This is a genomic window from Pseudomonas sp. (assembly GCF_051660785.1).
Classification (GTDB): domain Bacteria; phylum Pseudomonadota; class Gammaproteobacteria; order Pseudomonadales; family Pseudomonadaceae; genus Aquipseudomonas.
In genome coordinates this window covers 1-24,890 of record NZ_JBOFQE010000108.1, presented here as the reverse complement: position 1 = coordinate 24,890, position 24,890 = coordinate 1, and the positions used below count along the sequence as shown (strand labels likewise).

General features: G+C 60.8%; 23 protein-coding genes and 2 pseudogenes. 11 read left to right on the top strand and 14 right to left on the bottom strand.

Features of this window, described 5'->3' with window-relative positions:
* On the top strand, positions 1-410 hold a 410-nt coding region (locus ACRC4F_RS29995; protein WP_438662552.1), incomplete at its 5' end, for a phage infection protein.
* Positions 411-490: 80 nt separating this feature from the next.
* On the opposite strand, the gene ACRC4F_RS29990 is transcribed toward ACRC4F_RS29995, so the two are convergent.
* Complete coding sequence (locus tag ACRC4F_RS29990) at positions 491-1,585, bottom strand: DUF1615 domain-containing protein (RefSeq protein WP_438662551.1); 1,095 nt, start codon at positions 1,583-1,585, stop codon at positions 491-493.
* Between the two features lie 265 nt (positions 1,586-1,850).
* Between ACRC4F_RS29990 and ACRC4F_RS29985 the strand changes: the two genes are divergently transcribed.
* Positions 1,851-4,073, top strand: coding sequence for a TonB-dependent receptor (locus tag ACRC4F_RS29985; RefSeq protein ID WP_438662550.1), 2,223 nt, complete (start codon positions 1,851-1,853; stop codon positions 4,071-4,073).
* A gap of 126 nt (positions 4,074-4,199) precedes the next feature.
* Positions 4,200-5,735 carry an FAD-dependent oxidoreductase gene (locus tag ACRC4F_RS29980; RefSeq protein ID WP_438662549.1) on the top strand — a complete coding sequence of 512 codons (1,536 nt, stop codon included), beginning with the start codon at positions 4,200-4,202 and terminating at the stop codon, positions 5,733-5,735.
* A gap of 174 nt (positions 5,736-5,909) precedes the next feature.
* Here the strand turns inward: ACRC4F_RS29980 and hemB are convergent, their stop codons facing one another.
* The 3 genes from hemB to ACRC4F_RS29965 form a co-directional block, all read right to left on the bottom strand.
* Positions 5,910-6,884, bottom strand: a complete 975-nt coding sequence (hemB, locus tag ACRC4F_RS29975; RefSeq protein ID WP_438662548.1) for a porphobilinogen synthase — start codon at positions 6,882-6,884, stop codon at positions 5,910-5,912.
* A 234-nt stretch (positions 6,885-7,118) separates the two neighbouring features.
* The gene (locus ACRC4F_RS29970) at positions 7,119-7,961 is read right to left on the bottom strand and encodes a PhzF family phenazine biosynthesis protein (RefSeq protein ID WP_438662547.1); all 843 of its coding nucleotides are present in this window, start codon (positions 7,959-7,961) and stop codon (positions 7,119-7,121) included.
* Between the two features lie 32 nt (positions 7,962-7,993).
* Positions 7,994-8,692: a glutathione binding-like protein gene (locus ACRC4F_RS29965; protein WP_438662546.1), complete on the bottom strand. Its 699-nt coding sequence runs from the start codon at positions 8,690-8,692 to the stop codon at positions 7,994-7,996.
* Positions 8,693-9,049: 357 nt separating this feature from the next.
* Between ACRC4F_RS29965 and ACRC4F_RS29960 the strand changes: the two genes are divergently transcribed.
* Positions 9,050-9,724 (top strand): histidine phosphatase family protein, encoded by a 675-nt coding sequence (locus tag ACRC4F_RS29960; RefSeq protein WP_438662545.1) that lies wholly within the window; start codon positions 9,050-9,052, stop codon positions 9,722-9,724.
* 139 nt (positions 9,725-9,863) lie between these two features.
* Here the strand turns inward: ACRC4F_RS29960 and mnmH are convergent, their stop codons facing one another.
* Together mnmH and selD are read right to left on the bottom strand one after the other, a co-directional pair.
* Positions 9,864-10,967, bottom strand: coding sequence for a tRNA 2-selenouridine(34) synthase MnmH (gene mnmH / locus ACRC4F_RS29955; protein WP_438662544.1), 1,104 nt, complete (start codon positions 10,965-10,967; stop codon positions 9,864-9,866).
* Positions 10,967-12,001, bottom strand: a complete 1,035-nt coding sequence (gene selD, locus ACRC4F_RS29950; RefSeq protein WP_438662543.1) for a selenide, water dikinase SelD — start codon at positions 11,999-12,001, stop codon at positions 10,967-10,969. The genes mnmH and selD overlap by 1 nt, the downstream gene beginning before the upstream one ends.
* Positions 12,002-12,426: 425 nt before the next feature.
* On the opposite strand from selD, the gene ACRC4F_RS29945 reads away from it, so the two are divergent.
* Positions 12,427-13,383 carry a nucleoside-specific channel-forming protein Tsx gene (locus ACRC4F_RS29945; protein WP_438662542.1) on the top strand — a complete coding sequence of 319 codons (957 nt, stop codon included), beginning with the start codon at positions 12,427-12,429 and terminating at the stop codon, positions 13,381-13,383.
* 47 nt (positions 13,384-13,430) lie between these two features.
* Positions 13,431-13,550: pseudogene (locus ACRC4F_RS29940) on the top strand (purine nucleoside permease); the annotation flags it as partial.
* A 133-nt stretch (positions 13,551-13,683) separates the two neighbouring features.
* Here the strand turns inward: ACRC4F_RS29940 and ACRC4F_RS29935 are convergent.
* The 3 genes from ACRC4F_RS29935 to ACRC4F_RS29925 all read right to left on the bottom strand — a co-directional run bounded on the left by ACRC4F_RS29935 (position 13,684) and on the right by ACRC4F_RS29925 (position 15,875).
* Positions 13,684-14,640 (bottom strand): quinone oxidoreductase family protein, encoded by a 957-nt coding sequence (locus ACRC4F_RS29935; protein ID WP_438662541.1) that lies wholly within the window; start codon positions 14,638-14,640, stop codon positions 13,684-13,686.
* A 30-nt stretch (positions 14,641-14,670) separates the two neighbouring features.
* Positions 14,671-14,844 (bottom strand): DUF1427 family protein, encoded by a 174-nt coding sequence (locus tag ACRC4F_RS29930; RefSeq protein WP_010458583.1) that lies wholly within the window; start codon positions 14,842-14,844, stop codon positions 14,671-14,673.
* A gap of 242 nt (positions 14,845-15,086) precedes the next feature.
* On the bottom strand, positions 15,087-15,875 hold the full coding sequence (locus tag ACRC4F_RS29925; protein ID WP_438662540.1) for an AraC family transcriptional regulator: 789 nt from the start codon (positions 15,873-15,875) through the stop codon (positions 15,087-15,089).
* Positions 15,876-16,020: 145 nt separating this feature from the next.
* On the opposite strand from ACRC4F_RS29925, the gene ACRC4F_RS29920 reads away from it, so the two are divergent.
* Positions 16,021-16,248, top strand: coding sequence for a DUF6555 family protein (locus ACRC4F_RS29920; protein WP_090186063.1), 228 nt, complete (start codon positions 16,021-16,023; stop codon positions 16,246-16,248).
* Positions 16,249-16,314: 66 nt separating this feature from the next.
* On the opposite strand, the gene ACRC4F_RS29915 is transcribed toward ACRC4F_RS29920, so the two are convergent.
* The 3 genes from ACRC4F_RS29915 to ACRC4F_RS29905 all read right to left on the bottom strand — a co-directional run bounded on the left by ACRC4F_RS29915 (position 16,315) and on the right by ACRC4F_RS29905 (position 17,676).
* A complete protein-coding gene (locus ACRC4F_RS29915) occupies positions 16,315-16,482 on the bottom strand; it encodes a metallothionein (protein ID WP_150766720.1) in 168 nt (55 codons plus the stop codon).
* A 253-nt stretch (positions 16,483-16,735) separates the two neighbouring features.
* Positions 16,736-17,188 (bottom strand): DMT family transporter, encoded by a 453-nt coding sequence (locus tag ACRC4F_RS29910; protein ID WP_438662539.1) that lies wholly within the window; start codon positions 17,186-17,188, stop codon positions 16,736-16,738.
* A 2-nt stretch (positions 17,189-17,190) separates the two neighbouring features.
* Entirely contained in the window at positions 17,191-17,676 is a 486-nt protein-coding gene (locus ACRC4F_RS29905) for a DMT family transporter (RefSeq protein ID WP_438662538.1), read from the bottom strand.
* Positions 17,677-17,949: 273 nt separating this feature from the next.
* Here ACRC4F_RS29905 and ACRC4F_RS29900 point away from each other — a divergent pair, with 273 nt between their 5' ends.
* Positions 17,950-18,885, top strand: coding sequence for a LysR family transcriptional regulator (locus tag ACRC4F_RS29900; protein WP_438662537.1), 936 nt, complete (start codon positions 17,950-17,952; stop codon positions 18,883-18,885).
* A 117-nt stretch (positions 18,886-19,002) separates the two neighbouring features.
* On the opposite strand, the gene ACRC4F_RS29895 is transcribed toward ACRC4F_RS29900, so the two are convergent.
* Positions 19,003-20,685 (bottom strand): methyl-accepting chemotaxis protein, encoded by a 1,683-nt coding sequence (locus tag ACRC4F_RS29895; RefSeq protein ID WP_438662536.1) that lies wholly within the window; start codon positions 20,683-20,685, stop codon positions 19,003-19,005.
* Here ACRC4F_RS29895 and ACRC4F_RS29890 point away from each other — a divergent pair.
* Positions 20,684-20,824 (top strand): hypothetical protein, encoded by a 141-nt coding sequence (locus tag ACRC4F_RS29890; RefSeq protein ID WP_438662535.1) that lies wholly within the window; start codon positions 20,684-20,686, stop codon positions 20,822-20,824. The genes ACRC4F_RS29895 and ACRC4F_RS29890 overlap by 2 nt on opposite strands.
* Positions 20,825-20,930: 106 nt before the next feature.
* Here ACRC4F_RS29890 and ACRC4F_RS29885 read toward each other — a convergent pair whose 3' ends face one another.
* Entirely contained in the window at positions 20,931-22,247 is a 1,317-nt protein-coding gene (locus ACRC4F_RS29885; RefSeq protein WP_438662554.1) for a Na+/H+ antiporter family protein, read from the bottom strand.
* Between the two features lie 398 nt (positions 22,248-22,645).
* On the opposite strand from ACRC4F_RS29885, the pseudogene ACRC4F_RS29880 reads away from it, so the two are divergent.
* Together ACRC4F_RS29880 and ACRC4F_RS29875 are read left to right on the top strand one after the other, a co-directional pair.
* Positions 22,646-23,935: pseudogene (locus tag ACRC4F_RS29880) on the top strand (HAMP domain-containing protein); the annotation flags it as partial.
* A 102-nt stretch (positions 23,936-24,037) separates the two neighbouring features.
* A complete protein-coding gene (locus tag ACRC4F_RS29875) occupies positions 24,038-24,793 on the top strand; it encodes a methyl-accepting chemotaxis protein (protein ID WP_438662553.1) in 756 nt (251 codons plus the stop codon).
* Positions 24,794-24,890: the final 97 nt, after the last annotated feature.

Genomic DNA, 24,890 nt, shown 5'->3' with positions numbered 1-24,890 from the left:
TCTCGGTTTTTGCAGTTAACGCTTTCGCCGCTTCTTCTGCTCACCCGGTTGTCGCTGAAGGCGGCTCGGATCGTCTGATTGAAAGCCGTGTGGCTGAGGGTGGTTCGGATCGTCTGATCGAAAACCGCGTTGCCGAAGGCGGTTCCGACCGTCTGATCGAAAATCGTGTGGCTGAAGGTGGTTCGGATCGCCTGATCGAAAACCGCGTTGCTGAAGGTGGTTCGGATCGTCTGATCGAAAACCGCGTTGCCGAAGGTGGTTCGGATCGTCTGATCGAAAACCGCGTCGCCGAAGGTGGTTCGGATCGTCTGATCGAAAACCGCGTCGCTGAAGGTGGTTCGGATCGTCTGATCGAAAACCGTGTGGCTGAAGGTGGTTCCGACCGTCTGATCGAAAGCCGCGCTGTATAAATGAATGGTTTTACCGCGGTACTCAATGAAAAGCCCGGCCTCATTCGCCGGGTTTTTTTACGCCTGTTTTTTGCGGCCGGTCACTTGCCCGCCCGCGCCATGCATCGCTGATAACGCTCATCAACACGCTTGGCAAACCATGCAGTCGTGAGTTTGCGGGTGATTTTCGGGCTTTGCAGCACGATCCCCGGCAAAACAGCTCGCGGCAAGGGCCGACCTTCCGCCTTCTCGGCCAAATCGAACACCCGCGTATAGAGCTGGGTGTCCTCGAACTGAAGGTTCTTACCCTCCTCCAATTGATCCCGAATGGTCGTGTTGCGCATGCCCAATTGCTTGCCAAGGGTGCGCACTGCGACTTCCGTGGTGCCGGGCATGATCGCGTCATAGCGCACCAGGTCACCATCCAGCGCCAGAGGGATGCCGGAAGCACGACTCACCGCGTTCTGAAATGCCGCATTACGGCTGGCATACCAACCGGCATTGAAATCGGCGAAGCGATACAGCGGCTGTTTGTAGCTCACCGGGTAGCCGAGCAGGTGAGCGATACCGAAGTACATGCCACCGCGACGGCTGAACACTTCACGCCGGATCGAGCCGTCCACCGGATATGGATAATCGCGCGCCTGTTCCTCGGCGAAGTCGATGCTGACCTGCATCGGCCCACCGGTATGCACCGGGTTCAGTCCTCCAAACAAGGTCTTCCCCATGGGCACAATGCCGATGAAGTCATCGAAAATGGCGCTGAGTTCTTTTTCGCTGCGCGCCGCATTCAGCCGGTCGCTGTAGCTTTTACCGTTGGATGAACTGACCTGCAGTGCACCACTGACCAGCAGGCTGGGGATATGGACTTTGGCGGCACGACGGTCGATCTCTTCACGGGCAATCTTGCCCAGACCCGGCACGGGCGGGTCGACCTGGAAGGTTGATTCTTGCTCGGTGACCGCCAGTACCGAACACAGGTTTTGCGTAGAGGGATAGATGTTCTGCGCGGCAAAGGCGGCGTAAATATCGGTGGCCCAGCCTTGGCGGTCAACGGTTTTGGCCGGCAGCAGACGCACGATCTCTGCCTTGACCTCGGCAGGTTTGCGAGCCGGCAGCTCCTGAGTGCGCTGGCTAACGCAACCGGCCAGCACCAGCAGTGCGGCAACACTCATGATCAATCGATTGGCTTGCATGGTGCTCCATCAATTCTGCTGAACCGGGTTAACCATACGATCAAAGGCATGGCGCAGGCTATGACCCTCCGCGCCGCCCCCTGTTCCGTAGCAGCTGTCGAGCCTGCGAGGCAGCTGCTACGGGCCTCAACTTGCGTGATGACAAACTGATTGCGCAACGTTACTGAGAAAACCTATCATTCGCGCCTGGAGTCGCATTTGCGCAAGGAGTTCCGCGCCGTCACTTTCTTTTTTCTCATCAGCGGCGCGCCGCCAGGAATGAAACATGACCACTCCAGCCCGACTCGGCGCCCCTTTTCGCCCGACGATCCTCGCCCTGTTTTGCTCCCTGTCCGTGACGGCCTATGCCGCAACACCGGCGACTACACCCGAAACCGACGGCAAGTCGCTGGTGCTGGACGAGGTCAACATCAACGCCCAGGCCCCCTCACCGTCCGCCCTGCCCCCGGTATTTGCCGGCGGACAGGTTGCACGCGGCGGGCAACTGGGCGTGCTGGGCAATCAGGACATCATGGACGTGCCGTTCAGCGTGTCCTCCTACACCGAGCAATTGATCCAGGATCAACAAGCCGAAACCGTCGGCGACGTGCTGCTCAATGATTCCTCGGTGCGCCAGGCCACCGGTTTTGCCAACCAGGCGCAGGTGTTCGTGATTCGCGGTCTGCCGCTCAACGGCGATGACATTTCCTATAACGGCCTGTACGGCGTATTGCCGCGGCAGATCATTTCCACCGATGCACTGGAACGCGTCGAAGTGTTCAAAGGCCCGAACGCATTCATAAACGGCGTGACCCCGACCGGTTCCGGCATCGGCGGCGGCGTGAACCTGCAACCCAAGCGCGCCGGCGACGTGCCGTTGCGCCGCTTCTCCACCGACATCAGCAATGAAGGCCGGGTTGGCGAGCACCTGGACATCGGTCAGCGGTTCGGCGAAGACAACCGCTTCGGCGCGCGGATCAACCTCGCCCAGCGCGAAGGCGACACCGCCGTCGACGACGAAAACCAGCGCTCCAAACTGTTCGCCATCGGCCTGGATTATCGCGGTGACGCGCTGCGCCTCTCCGGCGATTTCGCTTATCAGAAGCAACGCATCAACGGTGGTCGCAACTCAGTGTTCCTCGGCACCGCGACGCACATTCCGGACGCGCCGTCGGCCGACACCAACTACGCGCCGAAATGGGGCTTCACCGAGATCGAAGACACCTTCGGCATGCTGCGCGCCGAATACGACCTGAACGACAACTGGACCGCCTACGCCGCAGGTGGCGCCAAGCACACCCGTGAAACCGGTCGCTACAACTCCACCACCCTTGTGGGCAACGACGGCACCGCCACCACCACCGGCTCATTCATTCCCCATGACGAAGACAACAAAAGCGTGATGGCGGGCCTGAACGGGCGCTTCCAGACAGGCCCGGTCAGCCACAAACTGAACTTCGGCCTCGCCGGTATCTGGACCGAACAGCGCAGCGCCTTCGATTTCGACCTGACCCGCTACCCGAACAACATCTACCATCCTGTTCAGACACCGGCGCCACAGGGCGGTTTCGACGGCGGCGACCTGAATGACCCGGGCATCACCGGCAAAACCTTCGTGCGCAGCGGCGCGGTGTCCGACACATTAGGCTTCTTCGATGATCGCCTGCTGCTGACCGTCGGCGTGCGTCGCCAGCAGCTGGTCGTTCAAAGCTATGGCTATGCTGACTACGGTTCCGGCAGCCGCACCTCGTCTTATGACGAATCGATCACCACGCCGGTCTACGGCATCGTCTTCAAACCGTGGGACCACGTGTCGTTCTACGCCAACCGCATCGAGGGCCTGGCGGAAGGCCCGACGGCACCTACCTCGGCGGGTGGCCGTGTGGTGATCAATGGCAATGAAGCCTTTGCTCCGGCGCGTTCGAAACAGATCGAAGCCGGTGTGAAAGTCGACATGGGCACCTACGGCGCCAGCCTCGGTGTGTACCGCATCGAGCAACCAGCCGACGGTTTCACTCAAGTCGTCGACGCCAACACCGCGGTCTTCGTGCGTGAAGGCGAACAGGTCAACAAAGGCGTCGAGCTGAACGTCTTCGGCGAGCCGATCGAAGGCCTGCGCCTGATCAGCGGCCTGACCGTGATGGACACCGAACTGAAGAAAACCGCAGGCGGCCTCAACGACGGCAATCGCGCCATCGGCGTGCCGACCTTCCAGTTCAACGCCGGCGTGGATTGGGATGTGCCGGGCCTGCAAGGGGTCGCGCTGGACGCACGGATGCTGCGCACCGGCGGTCAATACGCCGATGCGGCGAACAACCTCAGCCTGCCGACCTGGAACCGCTTCGATGCCGGCGCCCGTTATGCCTTCAAAGTCTCGCAGAAGGACGTGACCGTGCGTCTTGGCGTCGACAACCTGACCAACGAGAAATACTGGGAATCGGCACTGGGCGGCTACCTCACCCAGGGCGAACCACGGGTGGCGAAGTTGTCCGGCACCATCGACTTCTGATCACTGGCGCTTAACGAAAAGGCCCCGCAGCTTCACGGCTGCGGGGCCTTTTTCCGTTGGGCGGGCAGCCTTTTCATATCCCCGGGCTGAACCATACTTGAGCCACATGCGGAGGAGGAAAGGCTCATGAACCGTAGCGACGTACTGATCGTCGGCGCCGGCCCGACCGGGCTGGTATTGGCGCTTTGGCTGAGCAAACTGGGAATCCGGGTACGGATTATCGACAAGACGTCGACGCCCGGCACCACGTCGCGGGCGCTGGCGGTGCAGGCGCGGACGCTGGAGCTTTACCGCCAGCTCGACCTCAGCGATACCGTGGTGAAAAAAGGTCATCGAGTGGCCGCGGCGAATTTCTGGGTCAAGGGCCAGCCCGTGGCGCGCCTGCCATTGACCGGCATCGGCGAGGGGCTGACGCCTTACGCGTTTCTCGAGATGTTCCCTCAGGACGAGCACGAACAGCTGCTGATAGAACGCCTTGAAGGGTTCGGCATCAAGGTCGAGCGCACCACTGAACTGGAAGATTTCGAAGAAACCGGCGATGGCATCAGCGCAAGATTGCGCTTGCCAGATGGCCAGCAGGAAATCTGCCAGGCGTGCTACCTGGCGGGTTGCGACGGCGCCCGGTCAATCGTGCGCAAGACCCTGGACACCGGTTTTCCCGGCGGCACCTACCAGCAGATTTTCTATGTGGCCGATGTGCAGGCCCAAGGCCCGGCGTTCAACGGTGAATTGCACCTGGACCTGGATGAAGCGGACTTTCTCGCGGTGTTTCCTTTAGCCGGTGAAGGCCGCGCGCGCTTGATCGGCACCGTGCGCGACGAGCGCGCCGACCGTGCCGAGACCCTGCAGTTCGAAGACGTCAGCAGTCGGGCCATCGAGCATATGAAGGTGCAGATTGATCTGGTGAATTGGTTCTCGACGTATCGGGTGCATCACCGCGTGGCGGATCACTTTCGCAACGGTCGCGCCTTTCTATTGGGCGACGCTGCGCACGTCCACAGCCCGGCGGGTGGCCAGGGCATGAACACCGGGATCGGCGACGCCATCAACCTGGCCTGGAAACTGGCGGCAGTCTTGAGCGGCGGCGCCACGGCCACGTTGCTCGACAGCTACGAAACCGAACGCATCGCCTTCGCCCGCAAACTGGTGGCCACCACCGACCGGGTGTTTACCTTCGTCACCGCCGAAGGACGCATGGCCGATTTGCTGCGCACGCGCCTGGCGCCCTTCCTGATCCCCAGAATGGCCTCGTTCGAGACGTCCCGCGAGTTTCTGTTTCGCACGGTGTCGCAGATCACCCTCAACTATCGCGGGACTGCATTGAGCACGGGCGTTGCCTGCCACGTTCATGGCGGTGACCGTTTGCCCTGGGCTCACGACGGCGAGCAGGACAACTTCGAATCACTGAAGTGTCTGACCTGGCAGGTGCATGTGTATGGCGACACCAGCGACGAAATGATCGCCTGGTGCCACGAGCATCACCTGCCGTTGCACGTGTTCGCCTGGCGGCCGGCGTTTGAAGCGGCGGGATTGGGGCATAGCGGGTTTTATCTGTTGCGGCCGGATACGTATGTGGCGATTGCCGACAACTCGTCCGATCCCAAGGTGATCGAGCGGTACTTCAAGGAGCATGGGATCCGGCCGTTTATTGGCAGCCCCTGAGAACACCACAAATCTACTGTGGGGGTGGGCTTTTGTGGTGAGGGGATTTAGCGAAACGTCGCACCGCCCCGTTGGACTGCGCAGCAGTCCCATTTTTGGGGCCGCTTCGCGACCCAACGGGGATAAATCCCCTCGCCACAAAAGCCCGCTCCCACAGGGGATATTTTGTGGTCGTTAGATCCCGGCCAGGGCCAGGTCCATCGCGAAGTAGGTAAAGATCAAATCCGCCCCCGCTCGCTTGATCGCGCCCAGGCTTTCACGCACCACGCGATCCTCATCAATCGCCCCGGCCTGTGCGGCGAATTTGATCATCGCGTACTCGCCGCTGACCTGATATGCAGAGAGTGGCAAACGCGAAACTTCGCGGATGTCGCGAATGATGTCCAGGTAGGCGCCGGCCGGCTTGACCATCAGGGCGTCTGCCCCTTCCTGCTCGTCCATCAGGGATTCGCGCACCGCTTCGCGGCGGTTCATCGGGTTCATCTGGTAGCTTTTGCGGTCGCCCTTGAGCGCGCTGCCGCCGGCTTCGCGGAACGGCCCGTAGAGCGCGGACGCAAACTTGGTCGAATAGGCCATGATCGCAATCTGGGTAAAACCGGCTTGGTCGAGTGCCCGGCGAATGGCCTGGACCTGCCCGTCCATGGCGGCTGACGGGGCAATCACATCAGCACCCGCTCGCGCCGCCGCCACGGCCTGTTTGCCGAGGTTGATCAGGGTCTGGTCGTTGTCGACTTCGTGGTTGTGCATCACGCCACAATGGCCGTGATCGGTGTATTCGCAGAAGCAAGTGTCGGACATCACGATCATCTCCGGCACCGCATCCTTGGCAATGCGCGACATGCGCGACACCAGGCCGTTGTCGCTCCAGGTGTCGCTGCCGCTGCTGTCCAGATGATGGGACACGCCGAACGTCATCACCGACTTGATCCCGGCACGGGCGTAGCGCTCGATCTCACCGGCCAGTTTCGATTCCGGAATGCGCATCACGCCGGGCATGCTCTTGATCGGCACGAAGTCGTCGATTTCTTCCTCGACGAAAATCGGCAGCACCAAGTCGTTCAGGCTGAATTCGGTTTCCTGGAACAGGCTGCGCAGGCTCGCATTGCGGCGCAGACGGCGTGGACGTGCTTCGGGGAACTGGCTGGACATGGAAGCTTCCTGAAAAACGGAGGACAAGACGAAAGTCGTAGAGGGCGAAGCTTATGCCCTGCAAGGCGCGGGGCACAAACCTCAGGCGCAGAACACACCGTTACCGGTGCGGCAATAATCCCCTGCATCCACCACAAACCCCTGTGGGAGTGAGCCTGCTCGCGATAGCGGCGTGTCAGTCGACACATGTATTGACTGATACACCGCTATCGCGAGCAGGCTCGCTCCTACAGTTTAAATGTTCAGGGTGCCGCTTATGCAGGTCACCACAGCACCGCCAATCCAGATCTCATCCCCCACCTGCTCCACCTGAATGCGCCCGGCGCGGCCCATGGTCAGGCCCTGGCTGACAACATACGACGCCGGCGCCAGCCCTTCAGCGAGCAACCACTGCGCGATCCCGGCGTTCAGGCTGCCGGTGGCCGGGTCTTCCGGCATGCCGTCGCCGGAGATGAACGCGCGCACTTCAAACTGCGCGTCATCACCATCACGCTCGGGGTTCCACGGGGCAATCACGCCGACGGCCAGGCCCAGCATTTGCGAATGATCCGGTTGCAAATCCAGCACCTGTTGGCGGTCTTCGACCATCACCGCCAGCCAACCGGCACCGTTATCGACCCACTGTGTCCGGACAATCGCGCCCGGCTCCAGCCGTAGTCCACGGCGCACGCGCTCGACCACCTCGGCCTCCACCGGCCCGGTCTTGATCAGCGGCGGCGCGAGAAAGGCCAGCTCCGCGCCTTGCCTGCGGACCCGCACCAGACCGACGCCGCACTCCTGAATAATCTCCTCGCCCTTGGGCACACCGCCGGCTTCAAGCCACGCATGGCAGGTGCCCAACGTTGGGTGACCGGCGAACGGCAATTCGTTCAGGGTGGTGAAGATCCGTACGCGATAGTCGGCGCGAGGGTCGCGCGGTTCGAGGATGAACGTGGTTTCGCTGAGATTGGTCCAGGTCGCGAACGCCGCCATGCGTTCATCACTGAGCCTGTCTGCGCCGAACACCACCGCCAACGGATTGCCCTTGAGTGCAACCCGGCTGAAGACATCTACCTGCTTGAAATCGAATGAGCTCATTGCCTGCCTTGGTCTTGAGAAAGTCGAGATATTTACTTGGGAATTTCCAGCCCGCGGATCACCGCCGGCCGCGCCAGGAAGCGCTCCAGCACACGAGTGACGTTGGGGAAATCCTTGATGCCCACCAGATCGCCCGCTTCATAAAAACCGATCAGGTTGCGCACCCAAGGAAACGTGGCGATGTCGGCGATGGTGTAGCGCTCGCCCATGATCCAGTCGCGCCCTTCCAGACGGCCATCAAGCACTTTCAACAGGCGTTTGCTTTCGTCGACGTAACGATCACGCGGACGCTTGTCCTCGTAGTCCTTGCCAGCGAATTTGTTGAAGAAACCGAGCTGGCCAAACATCGGCCCGATGCCGCCCATCTGGAACATCAGCCACTGGATCGTCTCGTAGCGCGCTGCCGATTCCTGCGCCAGCAACTGGCCGCTCTTGTCGGCGAGGTAAATCAGGATCGCACCGGATTCGAACAACGGCAGCGGTTTGTTATCCGGACCGTGGGGGTCGAGGATCGCCGGGATCTTGTTGTTGGGGTTCAACGACAGGAACTCGGCGGACATCTGATCGTTGGTGTCGAAGCCCACGCGATGGGGCTCGTAGGGCAGACCGATCTCTTCGAGCATGATCGAGACCTTGACGCCGTTGGGAGTCGGCAAGGAGTACAGCTGGATCCAGTCCGGGTATTGGGCCGGCCATTTTTGGGTAATCGGGAACGCGGACAGATCGGTCATGGGGAGCATCCACAGGGAAAAGTAAGCGCTGATCATAATGGAGGAATTGGATCCTTGCGTATCAATGTTGCTGATAAGCAAGATCAAAAGGTTGCAGTCCTCGAGTGGCGCCTCGACGTGTACCGTGTCCATAAATCCGCAACATCCTGTCGATAACCTCTGCTCCAACCCATGCAAGGTTACCGGTAGATTGCTGCGCACTTGCCCGGAATCGAACCAAATGGGCTTCAGAGGACTCTGAGAACTGCCCTTTCGGAAACGGACCGGCCCAACGACATGGAAATCACCCGATGCTGGGAGCTCGTGGTGTAAAGGTTTGTCAGCCTTAACCGAATGCGCTGAAGATCACCTATTCAAATGATGAACCTTTCGAAATTCGTTAATCACTTCAAGCAACGCGCGTATGTCGTCCTGCCCTCCCTGCTGGCGGTGAGCGCGTTGTTCTTGTCGCTGGAGTCCAGCGAAAGCCGCGCCCAACCGGCCGACGGCACGCAGACGCTGGTGTTCCTGCGTCACGCGGAAAAACCCGAAGGCGGCCTGGGTCAGCTCAACTGCCAGGGCCTGAACCGCGCCATCGATCTGGCCACCTTGCTGCCGGAAAAATTCGGCAAGGCCAATTACGTATTTGCCGCCAACCCGACCCGTAATGTCGAGGAAGGCGAACTGGACAATTCCTACAGCTACATCCGGCCCCTGATGACCATCAGCCCCAGCGCGATCAAGCTCGGTTTGCCGGTGAATATCAATTTTTCGGCCAACGACACCAGCGACCTGGCGGACGAATTGCTCCACGACAAGTATCACAACTCGGTCATCTACACGGCCTGGTCCCACGGCTATCTGCCGGAGCTGATCAACAAGGTCGCGGGCGATGCGGTTGGCAAGAAACAGAAGATCACTGAAGACTGGGAATCGAGCGACTACGATTCGTTGTTTGTGCTCACGCTGACCTGGCACAACGGCAAGGCGAGCCTGGTGAGCCACAGCTACAAGCAAGGGCTGGATAATGGGCGGGAGACGTGTCCGACGTAAGCTGAACCCGTAGTTTATGGTGTCTTTCAGGGCCCCATCGCGAGCAGGCTCGCTCCCACATTAGACCGAGTTGCATCAATAGACGCGGTCAAAATGTGGGAGCGAGCCTGCTCGCGATGGGGCCAGAAACACCAACACATTACTGTCGGTTGATCTGCCGCTCGCGCAAGTACTCAAGAACCGCCCCTTTCTCCCCCGCAAACTCAATCCGCGCGCCCTTCTTCTCCCGCTGAAACGCATACATCGGGTCGTAATACTCACGCAGCAATCCTTCGATCCAGCCCCGGTGCAAATCCACCGCCCCGCTGTTCGCCTGCTCCGCCAGCGCGTCCTCCATCAAGATAAACAACCGCCTATGCCGTTCACCGCCCAAACGCTTCTGCACGTTGTTCAGGCTCTCCAGCAGGCGCTCGGAAAACAGCGCAAAGCCCTCATCGCCATGCACGCTGATGAACTCGGCACACAGGTCCACGATGTAATCGCGCAAGATCCGTTCGACCCGACCTTCCAGGCTGTCTTCCAGCCAGACCATCGGAAATTGCTGCATGCCCTGATAGAGCGGCAACGGCAACGCACAACTGCCGATCGCACGACTCTCGTCTTCGAGCACAAACTGCTCGATGCCGTGGGCGCGTTTCTTCAGCACGTCCACCGCGAGCCGGTTTTCAAAGTCGATATTGGACGGTTGGCCGGTGGCGCGTTTGCCGAAGCTGGAACCTCGATGATGGGCGTGACCTTCAAGGTCCAGACCGTTGCGCAACTGCGTGAGCACCTCGGTCTTGCCGGTGCCGGTCATGCCGCCCAGCAAGACGAAATCGCACTGGGCAACGGCCTGATCGACCGTGTCCAGCAAGAAGCTGCGCATGGCCTTGTAGCCGCCACCGACGCGCGGGTAGTCAATGCCGGCCTCATCCTTGAGCCACTGCTGGACGATCTGCGAACGCAAGCCGCCGCGGAAACAATACAAATAACCCTCAGGATGCGCCCGGGCAAAATCGGCCCAGGCCTGGATGCGTTCGGCCTTGATCTCGCCGGACACCAATTGATGCCCCAGCGTGATCGCGGCTTGCTGGCCGTGCTGCTTGTAGCAGGTGCCGACCCGTTGCCGCTCGTGGTCATTCATCAGCGGCAGATTGACCACGCCGGGAAAAGCCCCTTTGTGGAATTCAACCGGCGCACGGGCATCCATCATCGGCCGATCGTTGAGAAAGATGTCGCGGTAATCGGTGAAGTCGATGGACATCAATACACCTCGACCGCGTTGGTCTGTCGCTCAACCAGTTCGCCGATTGGCTCGAGGGACAGGCCCAGTTCGACGGCCAGTTTGAGGAACTGCTCGTTGCCTTCCGGCGTGACCGCGACCAGCAGACCGCCACTGGTTTGCGGATCGCACAGCACCCGTTTATGCAGTTCCTGCACGCGCCCGACCTTGCTGGCGTAGCTGTCGAAATTGCGCAACGTGCCACCCGGCACGCAGCCCAGATCAAGGTAGTACTCGACACCCGGCAGACGCGGCACACGGTTGTATTCGATGCGCGCGGTGACGTTGCTGCCATCGGCCATTTCCACCAGATGCCCCAAGAGGCCGAAGCCGGTGACGTCGGTCATCGCCGTCACGCCGTCGAGCTTGCCGAAGCGGCTGCCGGGTTTGTTCAGGGTGCACATCCAGTCGCGGGCCAGGCCGATGTCGGCGGTGCGCAACTTGCCCTTCTTCTCGGCGGTGGTGAGGATGCCGATGCCCAGCGGTTTGGTGAGGTAAAGCAGGCAACCGGCAGTGGCGGTGTCGTTGCGCTTCATGTGGCGTTTTTCAACCAGCCCGGTCACGGCCAGGCCGAAGATCGGCTCCGGCGCGTCGATGGAATGCCCACCGGCCAACGGAATGCCCGCCTCGTCACACACCGAACGTCCGCCGCGAATCACTTCCCGGGCAATCTCCGGCGCCAGCACATTCACCGGCCAGCCGAGGATCGCAATCGCCATCAACGGATCGCCGCCCATGGCGTAGATATCACTGATGGCATTGGTGGCGGCGATGCGGCCGAAATCGAACGGGTCGTCGACGATCGGCATGAAGAAGTCGGTGGTCGACACCACGCCGCGTTCTTCATCGATTGCGTACACCGCCGCGTCGTCGCGCGAGGCATTGCCGACCCAGAGTTTGGGGTCAAGATTCTGTGCGCCGCTGCCGGCCAGAATCACCTCCAGCACCTGGGGCGAAATCTTGCAGCCACAGCCTGCACCGTGGCTGTACTGGGTCAGACGAATCGGCTCGCTCATGGGGGAATAACCTCGTGAAGACAATGGGGGCGAGTCTAGCATTGACGGTCCTCCCAAGGCGCAACGCCACACGCCTTGTAGCAGCTGCCGTTGTGGCGAGGGGATTTATCCCCGTTCGGCTGCGAAGCAGTCGTGAATTCAGGCACTGCGGTTTATCAGGTAAACCTGTGCGTAGTTTTTACGACTGCTGCGCAGCCGAACGGGGATAAATCCCCTCGCCACAATGCAGCTGCTACAGAAGCATCAGCCTGCGTACCTGACCAAAACGACAATAAAAACCCTGAATTCATCGATTTTTCATGGAATTGAAATAATTGGCATCTCTTGTGCAAACGTTTGCGAGTCGCTGATACAGACGTTTTCGCGACTTAACCGCGCAAAGCCCGAAGAACCGGGCCTTCGATCCGCACGAAAAGGGACTTTTAATGCACCGCACGTCCAGCCGCGTGACTTGCTCGCGCACTGTTGCTGTTTCCTTGCTGCTGGCCAGCGTTACAGGACTACTCAGCAGTACCGTATTGGCGCAGCCCGCCACCGCCGAAGAATCCGCCCAGGGCGAAGCCCTCAGTCCCGAAGCCAGCCCGCCGAAAAAGGGCGTATACCTGTCGGACTGGTTCAACCAGGACCTGACCGTCATCGGTAGCAAAGACATCAGTTTCGGCCCCCAACCGGCCGACGATATTTACCTGGAGTATGAGTACTTCGGACGCAAGGGGCCGTTCGAATTGTACGGCTACATCGACATCCCGAAGATCTTCGACATCGGCAACAGTCATGACAAAGGCGTATGGGACCACGGTTCGCCGGTGTTCATGGAGCACGAACCGCGCATCTCCATCGACTATCTGGCCGGACGCAGCCTGGCCATCGGGCCGTTCAAGGAATGGTACGTGGCGTTCGACTGGATCTACGACCACGGCAGCAACAGCGCCAACCGCGCCAATACGCTGTACAGCGGTCTGGGCACCGACATCGACACCCACTCGCGAGTCAACTTGTCGGCGAATTTCTATGGGCGTTATCAGTGGGAAAACTACGGCGCCAGCAACGAATATTCGTGGGATGGCTACCGCGCCCAGCTCAAATACATCGTGCCGATCAGCAGCTTCAGCAACGGCGCGTCGCTGACCTACATCGGCTTCACCAACTTCGATTTCGGCTCGGACCTGCACAAGGACAACCCGGCCCGAACCGCCAACGCCACCGTCGCCACCAACGTGTTGCTGTACTCGTTTACCCACTTGCGTTTCACCCTGGTCGGCCGCTACTTCCACAACGGCGGCAACTGGGACGATGGCAGCGAGTTGAATTTCGGCGACGGCGACTTCCGCGCCCGCTCCAATGGCTGGGGTTACTACGCTGGCATCGGTTATCAGTTCTGAAGCTTGATTGGACCTGGAGGTTTTATGAATGCAATGACGCGCGTTTCCATGCGGACAAGGGCGGGTTTGTGACAGCGCTGGCGAACCTGCACCGGACGGGGAATCCGTTGGTGCAGGAGATTTTGAGAAACGGGTCTACATGGGAGAGCAGTGGTCCTGAGGCCTGATCTGACAATACAAAACCCTGTGGGAGCGAGCCTGCTCCGGGCGACGTTCCGACGATGACGGAGTGTCAGTCGACATCTGTTTTGCCTGATAAACCGCTATCGCGAGCAGGCTCGCTCCCACATTTTGATTGGGTTATGGCAACAAAATCACCTTGTCCCCACTGCCCTCATTCACCTCTGCATACCGCTCCAACCCTTCGGCCAACGGCGATTCAAACAACCCTTCCGGCAACGGCAACAACCCCTGATCAAAGAATTTGCCGAACTGATCCAGCATCGCCGCACACGCCTGGATGCCATACAACAACGAATTGATCCCCACCACCGAGCCACCCTTGCGATACAACGCCAGCGCCGGCAATTGCACCATGCCGTCTACCGGTGCCGCGATGATCGCGATGCGACCAAACGTCGCCAGCGCCGGGACCGAGGCCGGTAGCCAGAAACCGGTGGTGTCGAAGATCACGTCGGCGCCGCCGGCATACACGGCATTCACCTGCGCACCCAGGTCGTCCGGTTTATCCAGTTGCAGCGTCTGATACCCCTGCGCCTGCAAATCCTTGACCTGCTCGGGCCGCCGCGCCGCCGCCAGTACCTGAGCGCCACGCACCTTGGCCAACGCCAATGCGGCACTGCCAACCGCGCCGCCACCGATCACCAGCAACCGCGTTCCGACCGTCACCAGGCTGCGCTCCAACGCATCCCACGCCGTGGTGTACGGCACACCGAGGCTGGCGGCCTGGGCGAAGCTCAGATGCGTAGGTTTTAGCGCCACACCATTGGCTGGCAGTTTGACGAATTGCGCGTGGGAGCCGTCGGCAAAGAAGCCCAACTCACGACCGGTGCCCCAGACTTCCTGACCGATCAGTGCCTTTGGCCCTTCAACCACCACACCGGCGAAATCCCGGCCGGGAATCCGCGGCAACGTGGTGTAGGGAAAACGCCCCAGCACGTTCTTCACATCGCTGGGGTTGAGGCCCGCCGCCTTGATCTGAACCAACACTTCATCGGCGCCGGGAACAGGGGTTGGGACATCGACATAGCGCAAGGCCGAAAGGTCGCCGGTCTGGTCGAACTGCAGTGCTTTCATGGGAATTTCCATCGCATCAAGGAAGGGGTTTCAGGAGACCCAGCCAGCCACCAGTTGCCGCCCCATGGGCCACAACTTTTCGCCGGCGAGCATGCCCAGAAGGCCCACCAGGGCAATGGCCGGTGGGGCGGGAGAACGAAAATCCAGTGCGCCGTAGAGCAAGCCGACGCCCAGACCGATGACCAGCGAGATGAGGTAGCTCATGGCAGACTCCGTGGGCAAACAAGGTATGCCTGAAGTCTAGAGAGCGTTGACGGCGGGCATCGGCCAAGTGCTTCTGAATATCGGCCAAAGCGTCATTAACGGAATGCACGCAAACTGTGTAGCAGCTGGCGAAGCCCTGTGGGAGCGAGCCTGCTCGCGATAGCGGTGTATCAGGCAACACAAATGTCGACTGACACTACGTCATCGCGAGCAGGCTCGCTCCCACAGGGCTTCGCCAGCTGCTACAAATCTGCGTTAAGGCTGAGGCCCGCCGCAAACTGCGAAGGCGCAACACCCAGTTCCCGGCGGAACATGTCGCTGAAGCTGCTCGGCGAATAGCCCAGCTCACGGGCAATCGTGCTGACCGGCACACCTTGAATCAACTCCGCCGCCGCGGTCGCCAGTTGCACCTGCCGCCGCCATTCGGCGAAGCCCATGCCCAGACCGTCCTTGAACAGCCGCGCCAGGGTGCGCACGCTGGCACCGGCATTCTCCGCGTGCTGCTCGAACGGAATATCCAGCGAAGGCGCGGCCATGACCGCCTGACACAGGTTCATCAGGCGCCGGTCGGAATCATCCGGCAACGGGATTTTCAACAGCGATCGCCTGGCTCGCCTAAGCTCCAACAACGCTAGGCCGACCAGCGCGTCGTAATACTCGGGCGCGCCATCGTCGCCCTGCTCCACCAGGCCGACGATCAGCTCACGCAGCAACCCGCCCACTTCGATCACCTGGACACTGTCATCCAGCGTGGCCGCCAATGAGGGTCGCAGGTAGATGTTGCGCATTTGCAGGTCCGAGACCACACGAATGCCGTGCGGCACACCCGGTGGCAGCCACACCGCCCGTTGCGGCGGCACCACCAGCGCCTCATGGGGCGTTTCCACCCACATGACTCCGCTCATTGCGTACAGCAATTGGCCCCAGACATGCTCGTGCGGCTCGATATACAAGCCGCGAGGGTACGTGCGTGCCAGCGGTTGCACGGGCACATCGGTATCACTCAGGTCGGGAGGCGCGGCAAGGGCCATGGGCAATGATCATTGGGGTTTTCAGGAATTGCATGGTAACGGCGCGCAGGCCTTGTCGCCACTGGCGTCAGCCGTCTGACAATCCGACTGAATTTTCCGTAACCCCGACGATCCTTGTATTACCACAGGGAGGAATACGGGCTTTATGAACAACGCAAAACTTTTCGTCATTGAATACACCCTTCATGGCGTCCCCAAGTCATTCATTATCCGCCTGGACAAAATGGACAACGCGGAGGCTTGGCACTGGGCCAGTTGTGATGCAGGGGTCGGACGAATCCCTCGCTTTGGTCGAGAGAAGGTGCAAAAAACCAGCAAGCCGCTGGCGGAGAAGTTCGGCATCGAAAATGTGACGTGGCGACCGGCGGGCTGAGGATCGAAGGGGGAGAAACCAGACATTGAAAGTGGAGCCGGGCCGGCTCCACTTTTATGTTGATAGCTATTTAGCGTGCGCGCACTTGCAGCCCTTGCTCGCACACTCCTCGCCGTGTTCATGGTGCTTGGCGCACGCTTCACAGCAATAGTGCTTGCCGTGACGAGCTATCGGATGTTCACCCAGTTTGCAGGAGCATTTGGGGCAGTCGCAGATACTTTCACTGTCGATCATGAGTCTGACTCCATTGTTGTGGTCGTCGCGTGCGACAAATGCGCACCTCACCCACCAGTGTAGGAGCCGTTGTAGCAGCTGCCGAGCAGCGCGAGGCTGCGTTTGGCTCGGTCCGCGCTCGGGCGAAGCAGTCGTAAAATCAATCACCGGGGGTGTTTCAGTCAGACCGCGTGCGCAGGATTTACGAGGACTTTGTCCTCGGACGCAGCCTCGCGCTGCTCGGCAGCTGCTACAAGGGCGAGTCAGGTATTCGTTACTCGCTCCGGGTGCTGCTGCGATACATGAACAGCAACGCCATTGCCAGACACACCATCGCCACGATCCGGCTGCCCGATAATTCGATGGCCGGATTACCCAGCCAGCCAAAGTTGTCGATCAACATCCCCATGCCCAACTGCCCGAGAATCACGGCCACGGTCGCCACCGCCGTGCCAACCCGCGGCACCGCGCCGACCATGACCATCATGTAGACCACGCCGAACAAGGCGCCGCTGAGCTGCCATTTCGGCACATCCAGCAGGCTCACGGCATGGGCCGGTTCGAAAAAAAGGATCAGCAACCCGGTGACCACCGCGCCCACGGCGAAGGTCAGCAAGCTGCTGCGCAAAACACCAACGGTTTCCCCCAGACGCCCATTGATTGCCGCCTGAACACTCAACACCGCGCCGGCGGCCACTACCACGGCCAACAAAATAATCAGATTCATCATCAACCCCGCGCAATCAGAACAAGTGCCGCGACAATCAGCAGCAGCGCCAGCCAACGCTCACCGTTGACCTTTTTGCGAGTAGCGCCAAACCAGCCGAAGTGGTCGATCAGCACGCTTTTTCCGACCTGCCCGGAGAGGATCGCGATCATTGTCATCGCGATCCCGATGTGGGGCGTGGCCAGTGTCAGCACCACCACGTAGATCGGCCCGAGGAAACCGCCGATCAATTGCCAGCGCGGCAAGGTGTTCAACGCCGGGCCTTGTTGCTTGCCGCTGAATAACAGCAGCAAAAACAGAATTGCCGAGCCGACGCCGAAGATGCTCAACGTTGCCCATAAATGCCCGACCTGAACCCCGAGCGGCCCGAGCAGCCCGGCCTCAACGGAAAGGCCCATGCCGGCGAGAATTACCAGCGGCAGCAGCAATAGCCGCAGCCCCGGCTTGGTCGCTGGCGCTGCAGCGATGTCGATTGAAGAAGATTGCATTGGGGGACCCCTACCAGTTACCAGATAAAACACGAACCCCTTGTGGGAGCGACCTGTGGCGAGGGGATTTATCCCCGTTGGACTGCGCAGCAGTCCCTTTTTTGGGGCCGCTTCGCGACCCAACGGGGCGGTGCGACGTTTCGCTAAATCCCCTCGCCACAGGTCGCTCCCACAAGGCGACGGTGGTGACGCGCATTATCGGCTGGCGTTGCTTTGCGATAAATGGGAGCATCCGGACAACACTTTTGCGCAACTCGCACAGCAGGATGGATCATGCACGGCCTCAACGAGCTGGGATTCAAGGCACTTCGGCTGTTTGTCGCGGTGCTCGATCATGGCAGTTTTTCCGAAGTCGCCCGCCGCGAAGGCCTGGCGCCCTCTTCGATTTCCCGGCAGATCCAGTTGATGGAACAGGCCTTGAACCAGCAATTGCTCTACCGCCACACGCGCGCCGTCACGCCCACCGAAGCGGGACGCATGCTCGGCCATCACGCGCGGCTGGTGCTGGTGCAACTGGAGGAAGCCGAACAGGCCTTGCAGGAACAGCAAAGCGAACCCAGCGGGCTGGTGCGGATCAACGCGCCGGTGGTCTTCGGGCAACGTCATCTGACGCCCTGGCTTGGGCAGTTGTGCGAGCGCTACCCGAAACTGCAACTGGATATCCAGCAAACCGACAGCTACGTCGACCCGTTGCAGGAAGGCGCCGACCTGCTGTTCCGCATCGGCCCGCTGCACGATTCGAGCATGCAGGCGCGGATCCTGGCGCCCCATCGCTTTCAAGTCGCCGCCAGCCCGGCCTACGTCGAACGCCATGGCACGCCGCAACATCCCGAAGAACTGGCGACGCATCAGTGCCTGGCCTACAAAGGCGTGACCGGGCAGCAGCGCTGGTTTTTCCGCAAGGACCAGCAAGACTGGACGCCCTACTCAGTCAAAGGACCGATCACCGGCAACCACGCCGACACGCTCACGCAAGCCGCCGAACAAGGCCTGGGGCTGGTGATGTTTCCGTCGTGGCTGATTGGCGAGGCGGTACGCAACGGCACGTTGGTGCCGGTGCTGGGGGAGTATGAGGTGTCCAACAGCCTTGAGCCGCAACAGATTGCGGTGCTGTGGCCGGGTAGCCGACGGTTGTCGGTGAAGGTAAGGACGGTGATTGATTTCTTCGTCGAATGCTTCGGCGCGGTGCCTTACTGGGATCGACCCTGACAACACATAACCCTGTGGGAGCGGGCTTGCCCGCGATGGGTCCGGCACATCCAACATTAATGCTGGCTGAAAGACCGCTATCGCGAGCAGGCTCACTCCTACAGGGTTTGCAGGGTGTCAGATACGGAATTGGCCGACCAGTTTGCCCAGGCGCTGACCGAGATCGGCGAGGCTGCGTGAGGTCTGGGCGCCGAGTTGGGTTTCGTCGGCGACGTTGTCCACCGCCACGGCGATCTGATGCACGCTGCGGTTGATCTCTTCGGCCACGGCGGTCTGTTCTTCAGCGGCGCTGGCGATTTGCGCGTTCATCGAGTTGATGGTGCCGATCAGCTGCGCCATGGTGTCCAGCGAGGCACCGGCCTCATTGGCCTGGGCCGACGTGCCATCGCCCGCTTCGCTGGAGCGACGCATCGCTTCCACCGCCGACTGGGTTCCGGCCTGCAAGCGGTCGATCATGCCCTGGATTTCCTGGGTGCTGATCTGCGTGCGACTGGCCAGCGCCCGCACCTCATCGGCCACCACCGCAAAACCGCGACCCGCTTCACCAGCACGCGCAGCTTCAATGGCGGCGTTCAGCGCCAGCAAGTTGGTCTGCTCAGCAATCGAACGAATCACCCCCAGCACACTGACGATCGACGATACGTCTTTTTGCAGGCTGTCGAGGGACACGCCGCTGCTGCGAATGTCGTCCACCAATGCATGAATCTTCACGATGCTGCCGGCCACCACACGCTTGGCCGCCTGACCTTCTTCGTCGGTCTGCTGAGCTGCCACCGCCGCGTTTTGCGCGCTTTTTGCCACTTCCTGAGCGGCCGCCGACATTTCGTTGATCGCCGTGGCGACCTGATCGGTCTCGTGACGCTGACGCTCCATGGCCTGATCCGAACGCTGGGCCTGATCGGAAACCTGATTCACCAGGCCGGTCAGTTGCGAAGTCATTTCGGTGATCTGGCGCACCAGGCTGTGGATCTTGTCGACGAAGCGGTTGAACGAGCCGGCCAGTTCGCCGAGTTCGTCCTGGCTGGTGATGGTCAGGCGGCGGGTCAGGTCGCCCTCGCCCGCCGCGATGTCATCGAGGTTGGCTTTCATCAGGTTCAGCGGACGCAGGATGGTATTGGCCAGCAGCATCCCGACCGCCGCGATCACCAGCAACATCACCACCGCTAGACCGGCGATGGTCAGCACCACGCCTTCCATCCGGTCCTGCACCTTGGCTTCGACCAGCGCGACTTGCGCCTCGATACCGTCAAGGTTCACCGATGTACCGACTGCCATGTCCCACTTCGACAGGTATTCGGTGTATCCCAGTTTCGGCACCAGCACTTGGGTGTTGCCGGGCAGCGGCGAGCTGTATTGCAGGTAGTGAGTGCCGTCTTTGGCAACTTTCACCAGGTCACGGTTGACGTAGACGCCGTTCGGATCGCGATTGTCCTTGAAGCTCTGGCCCACGCCATCGGGGCTGTTGGCCTTGAACAGGCGCACGGTGTTGGAGTCGTAGCCGAAGAAGTAGCCGTCCTTGCCGTAGGTGATGCTCGACAGCAGCTTGATCACCTGCGCCCGCGCCGCGTCATCGCCTGGGGCGGCCGCCTCGTAGAGCGGTTTGATCGTGGTCATGGCCACGGCGACGTAGCTTTGCAGGGTGGCCTTGGCATCGCTGAGCAGGCGCTGGCGCGTTTCCTCGACTTCCTTGTGCGCCTGCTCCTGCAGAATGAACAGCGTGGTCAGGCTGATGACCAGCGCAAAGAGCAACACCGGGAGGACGGCAAGGGACAGGACTTTAGCCTTCAGGCTCATGCGCATGACGGTTCACTCTTTTGGTTTTGTTGGCGTGGTTAAAGGCTTTAACGGCACGCCGGACCAAAAGTTGAATCCGGTCAATGTGGCAACGGGCTTGTGTGGCGAGGGGATTTATCCCCGTTCGGCTGCGAAGCAGTCGTAAATCCTGACAATTCAGTATGTCTGAACTGACGCTGGGGGGCCGCTTCGCAGCCCAACGGGGATCAATCCCCTCACCACAGAGGTCGCTCCCACAGGGGGAAGTGGGGTTACAGGACCATCGCGGCGACCCAGCCGAACGCCAGCAGCGGCAGGTTGTAGTGCAGGAAGGTCGGAACCACGGTGTCCCAGATGTGGTGATGCTGGCCGTCAATGTTCAGGCCGGAGGTCGGGCCCAGGGTCGAATCCGATGCTGGCGAACCAGCGTCACCCAACGCGCCCGCCGTGCCGACGATGCACACGATCGCGATCGGGCTGAACCCCAGCTGCACGCACAACGGCACGAAAATCGCCGCCAGGATCGGCACGGTGGAAAACGACGAGCCGATGCCCATGGTCACCAGCAGGCCGACCAGCAACATCAGCAGCGCACCGATGCCTTTGCTGTGACCGATCCACGACGCGGACGCCTCAACCAGCGTTTGCACCTCACCGGTGGCTTTCATCACTTCGGCGAACCCCGAGGCGGCGATCATGATGAAGCCGATCATCGCCATCATCTTCATGCCTTCGGTGAACAGGTCGTCGGTGTCGCGCCACTTCACGATGCCCGACACCGAGAAAATCAGGAAACCCGCCAGCGCACCGATGATCATCGAGTCCAGCAGCAGCTGAATAATGAACGCCGCCGCGATGGCCACACCGGCGACCATCAGGCTCAGCGGGTTGTACTCCACCGCGACCTGCTCGACCTTCTCGATCTTTTCCAGGTCGTACACGCGTTTCTTGCGGTAGCTGATAAACGCAACCGCGAGGCCGACGACCATGCCCAGTGCCGGAATGCCCATGGCATGGGTGACGTTGATGCCGCTGATGTCCACGCCGCTGCGGGCAACGTTGGCCAGCAGGATTTCATTCAGGAAGATGTTGCCAAAGCCCACCGGCAGGAACATGTACGGCGTGATCAGACCGAAGGTCATGACGCAGGCGATCAAGCGGCGATCCAGTTGCAGTTTGGTCAGCACATATAAAAGTGGCGGCACCAGCAACGGAATAAAGGCGATATGTATCGGCAGGATGTTCTGCGAAGCGATGGCCACCACCCAGAGCAAGCCGATCAGCAACCACTTGACCTGACGGCCTCCGCTGGCGTGTTGGCGATCGACCATCATCAGGGCCTTATCCGCCAGGGCATGGGCCAGGCCGGACTTGGCAATCGCCACGGCGAACGCGCCGAGCAAGGCGTAGGACAACGCGACCGTAGCCCCGCCGCCGAGGCCACTGTTGAAAGCTTTAAGGGTGGCGTCGATGCCCAGGCCACCGGTCAAACCGCCCACCAGAGCGCCGACAATCAGCGCGATCACTACGTGCACGCGGGACAGACTGAGGACCAGCATGACGCCGACCGCGGCAATTACAGCATTAATCATCGTTACCTCAAGGCAAGCGAAATGAGCCCTGCCGGCAGTCTGCGAAGAGCCGCCAGCGGATTTAAGAATGGGTTTTATTAGAGGGCGCGCACTGTGCCGCAGAGTCGGCCCGGTGTCAAAGAACCCGTGCCTGACCGATGTGTAACGGGCTGTGATGAACCCTGTGGCGAGGGGATTTATCCCCGTTCGGCTGCGAAGCAGTCGCCAAACCTGACAACTCGGTGTGGCTGACGGATTGCAGGGGGCCGCTTCGCGACCTAACGGGGATAAATCCCCTCGCCACAGGGACCTCAATGCCACAAAGAATGACAATCGACCTGCGGGGATAAAGAAAGCCAAATCACGGCCGTTACAGTGCAAAGTCTCAGATAAATATCGAATAAGGACGTCTCTCCATGTCGCTCAGACAACTTTCCATCCAATGGAAAATCACCCTGCTGGCCGGGCTGTGCCTGGCGGGCATCGTGACCCTGCTGGTGGGTCTTTCGCTCTATCGCATGGAGCACAGCTCCGAGATGGTGAAAGCCTCGAGCATGGAGATGCTCACCGAAGCCGCCCAGGCACGGATCGAATCCCAGGGTGAAAACCAGGCGCTGGTGATTCGTCAGCAGTTCATGGACGCCTACCAATATGGCCACGGCTTTTCGCGTCAGGTGCTGTTCCTGCGCGATCAGGCCGAGAAACGCTTTCTGGACGCCTTCGACCTGCGTGAAGACTTGACTCGTCAGGTCAAGTCGGCGCTGCAAGCCAACCCGGAATTGCTTGGTCTGTCGCTGGTGTTTGAAGCCAACGCACTTGACGGCAAGGACGATCTGTTCGCCGGCCAGGCCGAGCTGGGCAGCAACGACAAGGGCCGTTTTGCGCTGTACTGGTCGCAACCGACACCGGGTAAAGTGACCTCCATGGCGTTGCCGGAAAGCGATATGGCCGACACCAATGCCGGCCCCAGCGGCGAGCCGGCCAACGCCTGGTTCACCTGCCCGCGCACCACGCTCAAGCCGTGCGTGATCGAACCGTACTTCTATGTGATCGACGGCCAGAACGTGCTGATGACCAGCATCGTGTTCCCGCTGATGGTCAACGGCAAAGTCATCGCCTCGCTGTCGGTGGACATCAACCTCAACAGCCTGCAGGCCATGAGTCAGGGCGCGAGCAAAAAGCTCTATGACGGCCAGACCGGCGTCAGCATCATTAGCCCGGTCGGCTTGCTGGCCGGCTACAGCCGGGATGCCAGCAAACTCAGCCAGCGCCTGGACGCCGTGGACAAGACCAACGGCGCCGAGCTGATTCGCATGCTCGCCGCCAGCAGCAAAACCGAAAGCCTGCACAGCAATGAGCAGCTTAAAGTGCTGTCACCGTTCCAGCCGATTCCCGGCGGAAAATCCTGGGGCGTGTTGCTCGACGTGCCGGAAAAGGTTCTGGTCGGCCCTGCCGAAGCCCTGAAAAACCAACTCGATGACAGCAACAGGTCGGGCACCCTGGTCGAACTCGGCCTCGGTGTGCTGGCTGCGTTGATTGGCTTGCTGCTGGTGTGGCTGATGGCGCGCAGCGTGACCAGACCGATACTCGGCGTGGCGCACATGCTCGAAGACATCGCCAGCGGCGAAGGTGACCTGACCCGGCGCCTGGCCTACGACAAGCAGGACGAACTGGGCCAGTTGGCCGGCTGGTTCAACCGCTTCCTCGACAAGCTGCAACCGATCATCGCCGAGGTGAAACGCTCGGTGCAGGACGCCCGCAGCACGGCGGACCAATCCTCCGCCATCGCCACGCAGACAAGCGCCGGCATGGAGCAGCAATACCGTCAGGTCGATCAGGTCGCCACCGCATCCCACGAAATGAGCGCCACCGCCCAGGACGTTGCCCGCAGTGCCGCGCAAGCCGCTCAGGCCGCGAAAGATGCCGATCAAGCGACGCGCCGGGGCCTGACCGTCATCGGCCAGACCACCACCAGCATCGACAACCTCGCCGCCGACATGAGCGCGGCCATGGTGCAAGTCGAAGGCCTGGCGGCCAACAGCGAGAAAATCGGTTCGGTGCTGGAAGTGATTCGCGCCATCGCTGAGCAGACCAACCTGCTGGCGCTCAACGCAGCCATCGAAGCAGCCCGTGCCGGTGAGGCCGGCCGTGGCTTTGCGGTGGTCGCCGATGAAGTGCGCAATCTGGCGCGCCGCACCCAGGAGTCGGTGGAAGAAACCCGTCTGGTGATCGAGCAGCTGCAGAGCGGTACGCAGGATGTGGTCGGCTCGATGAACAACAGCCATCGCCAGGCGCAAGGCAGCGTCGAGCAGGTTGGCCAGGCAGTGACGGCTCTGCGCCAGATTGGCGAGGCGGTGACGGTGATCAGCGACATGAACCTGCAGATTGCGTCCGCTGCCGAAGAGCAGAGCGCGGTGGCCGAGGAGATCAACAGCAACGTGGCGACGATTCGCGATGTGACCGAGTCGCTGTCGGGGCAAGCGAATGAGTCGGCGCGGGTGAGTCAGTCGCTCAACAGCCTGGCGAATCAGCAGCAGAGTTTGATGGATCAGTTTCGCGTCTGACTGACAACACAGCCATTGTAGGAGCCGGCTTGCTGGCGATGGCGTTCTCACAGCCAACACATGTGTTGAATGTATCGCCGCCATCGCCAGCAAGCCG

Excerpts from the sequence above, each read along its gene's own strand:
- ACRC4F_RS29990 (WP_438662551.1), bottom strand. The coding sequence starts at position 1,585 with ATGCAAGCCAATCGATTGATCATGAGTGTTGCCGCACTGCTGGTGCTG.
- ACRC4F_RS29985 (WP_438662550.1), top strand. The coding sequence starts at position 1,851 with ATGACCACTCCAGCCCGACTCGGCGCCCCTTTTCGCCCGACGATCCTC.
- ACRC4F_RS29980 (WP_438662549.1), top strand. The coding sequence starts at position 4,200 with ATGAACCGTAGCGACGTACTGATCGTCGGCGCCGGCCCGACCGGGCTG.
- hemB (WP_438662548.1), bottom strand. The coding sequence starts at position 6,884 with ATGTCCAGCCAGTTCCCCGAAGCACGTCCACGCCGTCTGCGCCGCAAT.
- ACRC4F_RS29970 (WP_438662547.1), bottom strand. The coding sequence starts at position 7,961 with ATGAGCTCATTCGATTTCAAGCAGGTAGATGTCTTCAGCCGGGTTGCA.
- ACRC4F_RS29965 (WP_438662546.1), bottom strand. The coding sequence starts at position 8,692 with ATGACCGATCTGTCCGCGTTCCCGATTACCCAAAAATGGCCGGCCCAA.
- ACRC4F_RS29960 (WP_438662545.1), top strand. The coding sequence starts at position 9,050 with ATGATGAACCTTTCGAAATTCGTTAATCACTTCAAGCAACGCGCGTAT.
- mnmH (WP_438662544.1), bottom strand. The coding sequence starts at position 10,967 with ATGTCCATCGACTTCACCGATTACCGCGACATCTTTCTCAACGATCGG.
- selD (WP_438662543.1), bottom strand. The coding sequence starts at position 12,001 with ATGAGCGAGCCGATTCGTCTGACCCAGTACAGCCACGGTGCAGGCTGT.
- ACRC4F_RS29945 (WP_438662542.1), top strand. The coding sequence starts at position 12,427 with ATGCACCGCACGTCCAGCCGCGTGACTTGCTCGCGCACTGTTGCTGTT.
- ACRC4F_RS29935 (WP_438662541.1), bottom strand. The coding sequence starts at position 14,640 with ATGAAAGCACTGCAGTTCGACCAGACCGGCGACCTTTCGGCCTTGCGC.
- ACRC4F_RS29930 (WP_010458583.1), bottom strand. The coding sequence starts at position 14,844 with ATGAGCTACCTCATCTCGCTGGTCATCGGTCTGGGCGTCGGCTTGCTC.
- ACRC4F_RS29925 (WP_438662540.1), bottom strand. The coding sequence starts at position 15,875 with ATGGCCCTTGCCGCGCCTCCCGACCTGAGTGATACCGATGTGCCCGTG.
- ACRC4F_RS29920 (WP_090186063.1), top strand. The coding sequence starts at position 16,021 with ATGAACAACGCAAAACTTTTCGTCATTGAATACACCCTTCATGGCGTC.
- ACRC4F_RS29915 (WP_150766720.1), bottom strand. The coding sequence starts at position 16,482 with ATGATCGACAGTGAAAGTATCTGCGACTGCCCCAAATGCTCCTGCAAA.
- ACRC4F_RS29910 (WP_438662539.1), bottom strand. The coding sequence starts at position 17,188 with ATGAATCTGATTATTTTGTTGGCCGTGGTAGTGGCCGCCGGCGCGGTG.
- ACRC4F_RS29905 (WP_438662538.1), bottom strand. The coding sequence starts at position 17,676 with ATGCAATCTTCTTCAATCGACATCGCTGCAGCGCCAGCGACCAAGCCG.
- ACRC4F_RS29900 (WP_438662537.1), top strand. The coding sequence starts at position 17,950 with ATGCACGGCCTCAACGAGCTGGGATTCAAGGCACTTCGGCTGTTTGTC.
- ACRC4F_RS29890 (WP_438662535.1), top strand. The coding sequence starts at position 20,684 with ATGACGGTTCACTCTTTTGGTTTTGTTGGCGTGGTTAAAGGCTTTAAC.
- ACRC4F_RS29895 (WP_438662536.1), bottom strand. The coding sequence starts at position 20,685 with ATGCGCATGAGCCTGAAGGCTAAAGTCCTGTCCCTTGCCGTCCTCCCG.
- ACRC4F_RS29875 (WP_438662553.1), top strand. The coding sequence starts at position 24,038 with ATGGAGCAGCAATACCGTCAGGTCGATCAGGTCGCCACCGCATCCCAC.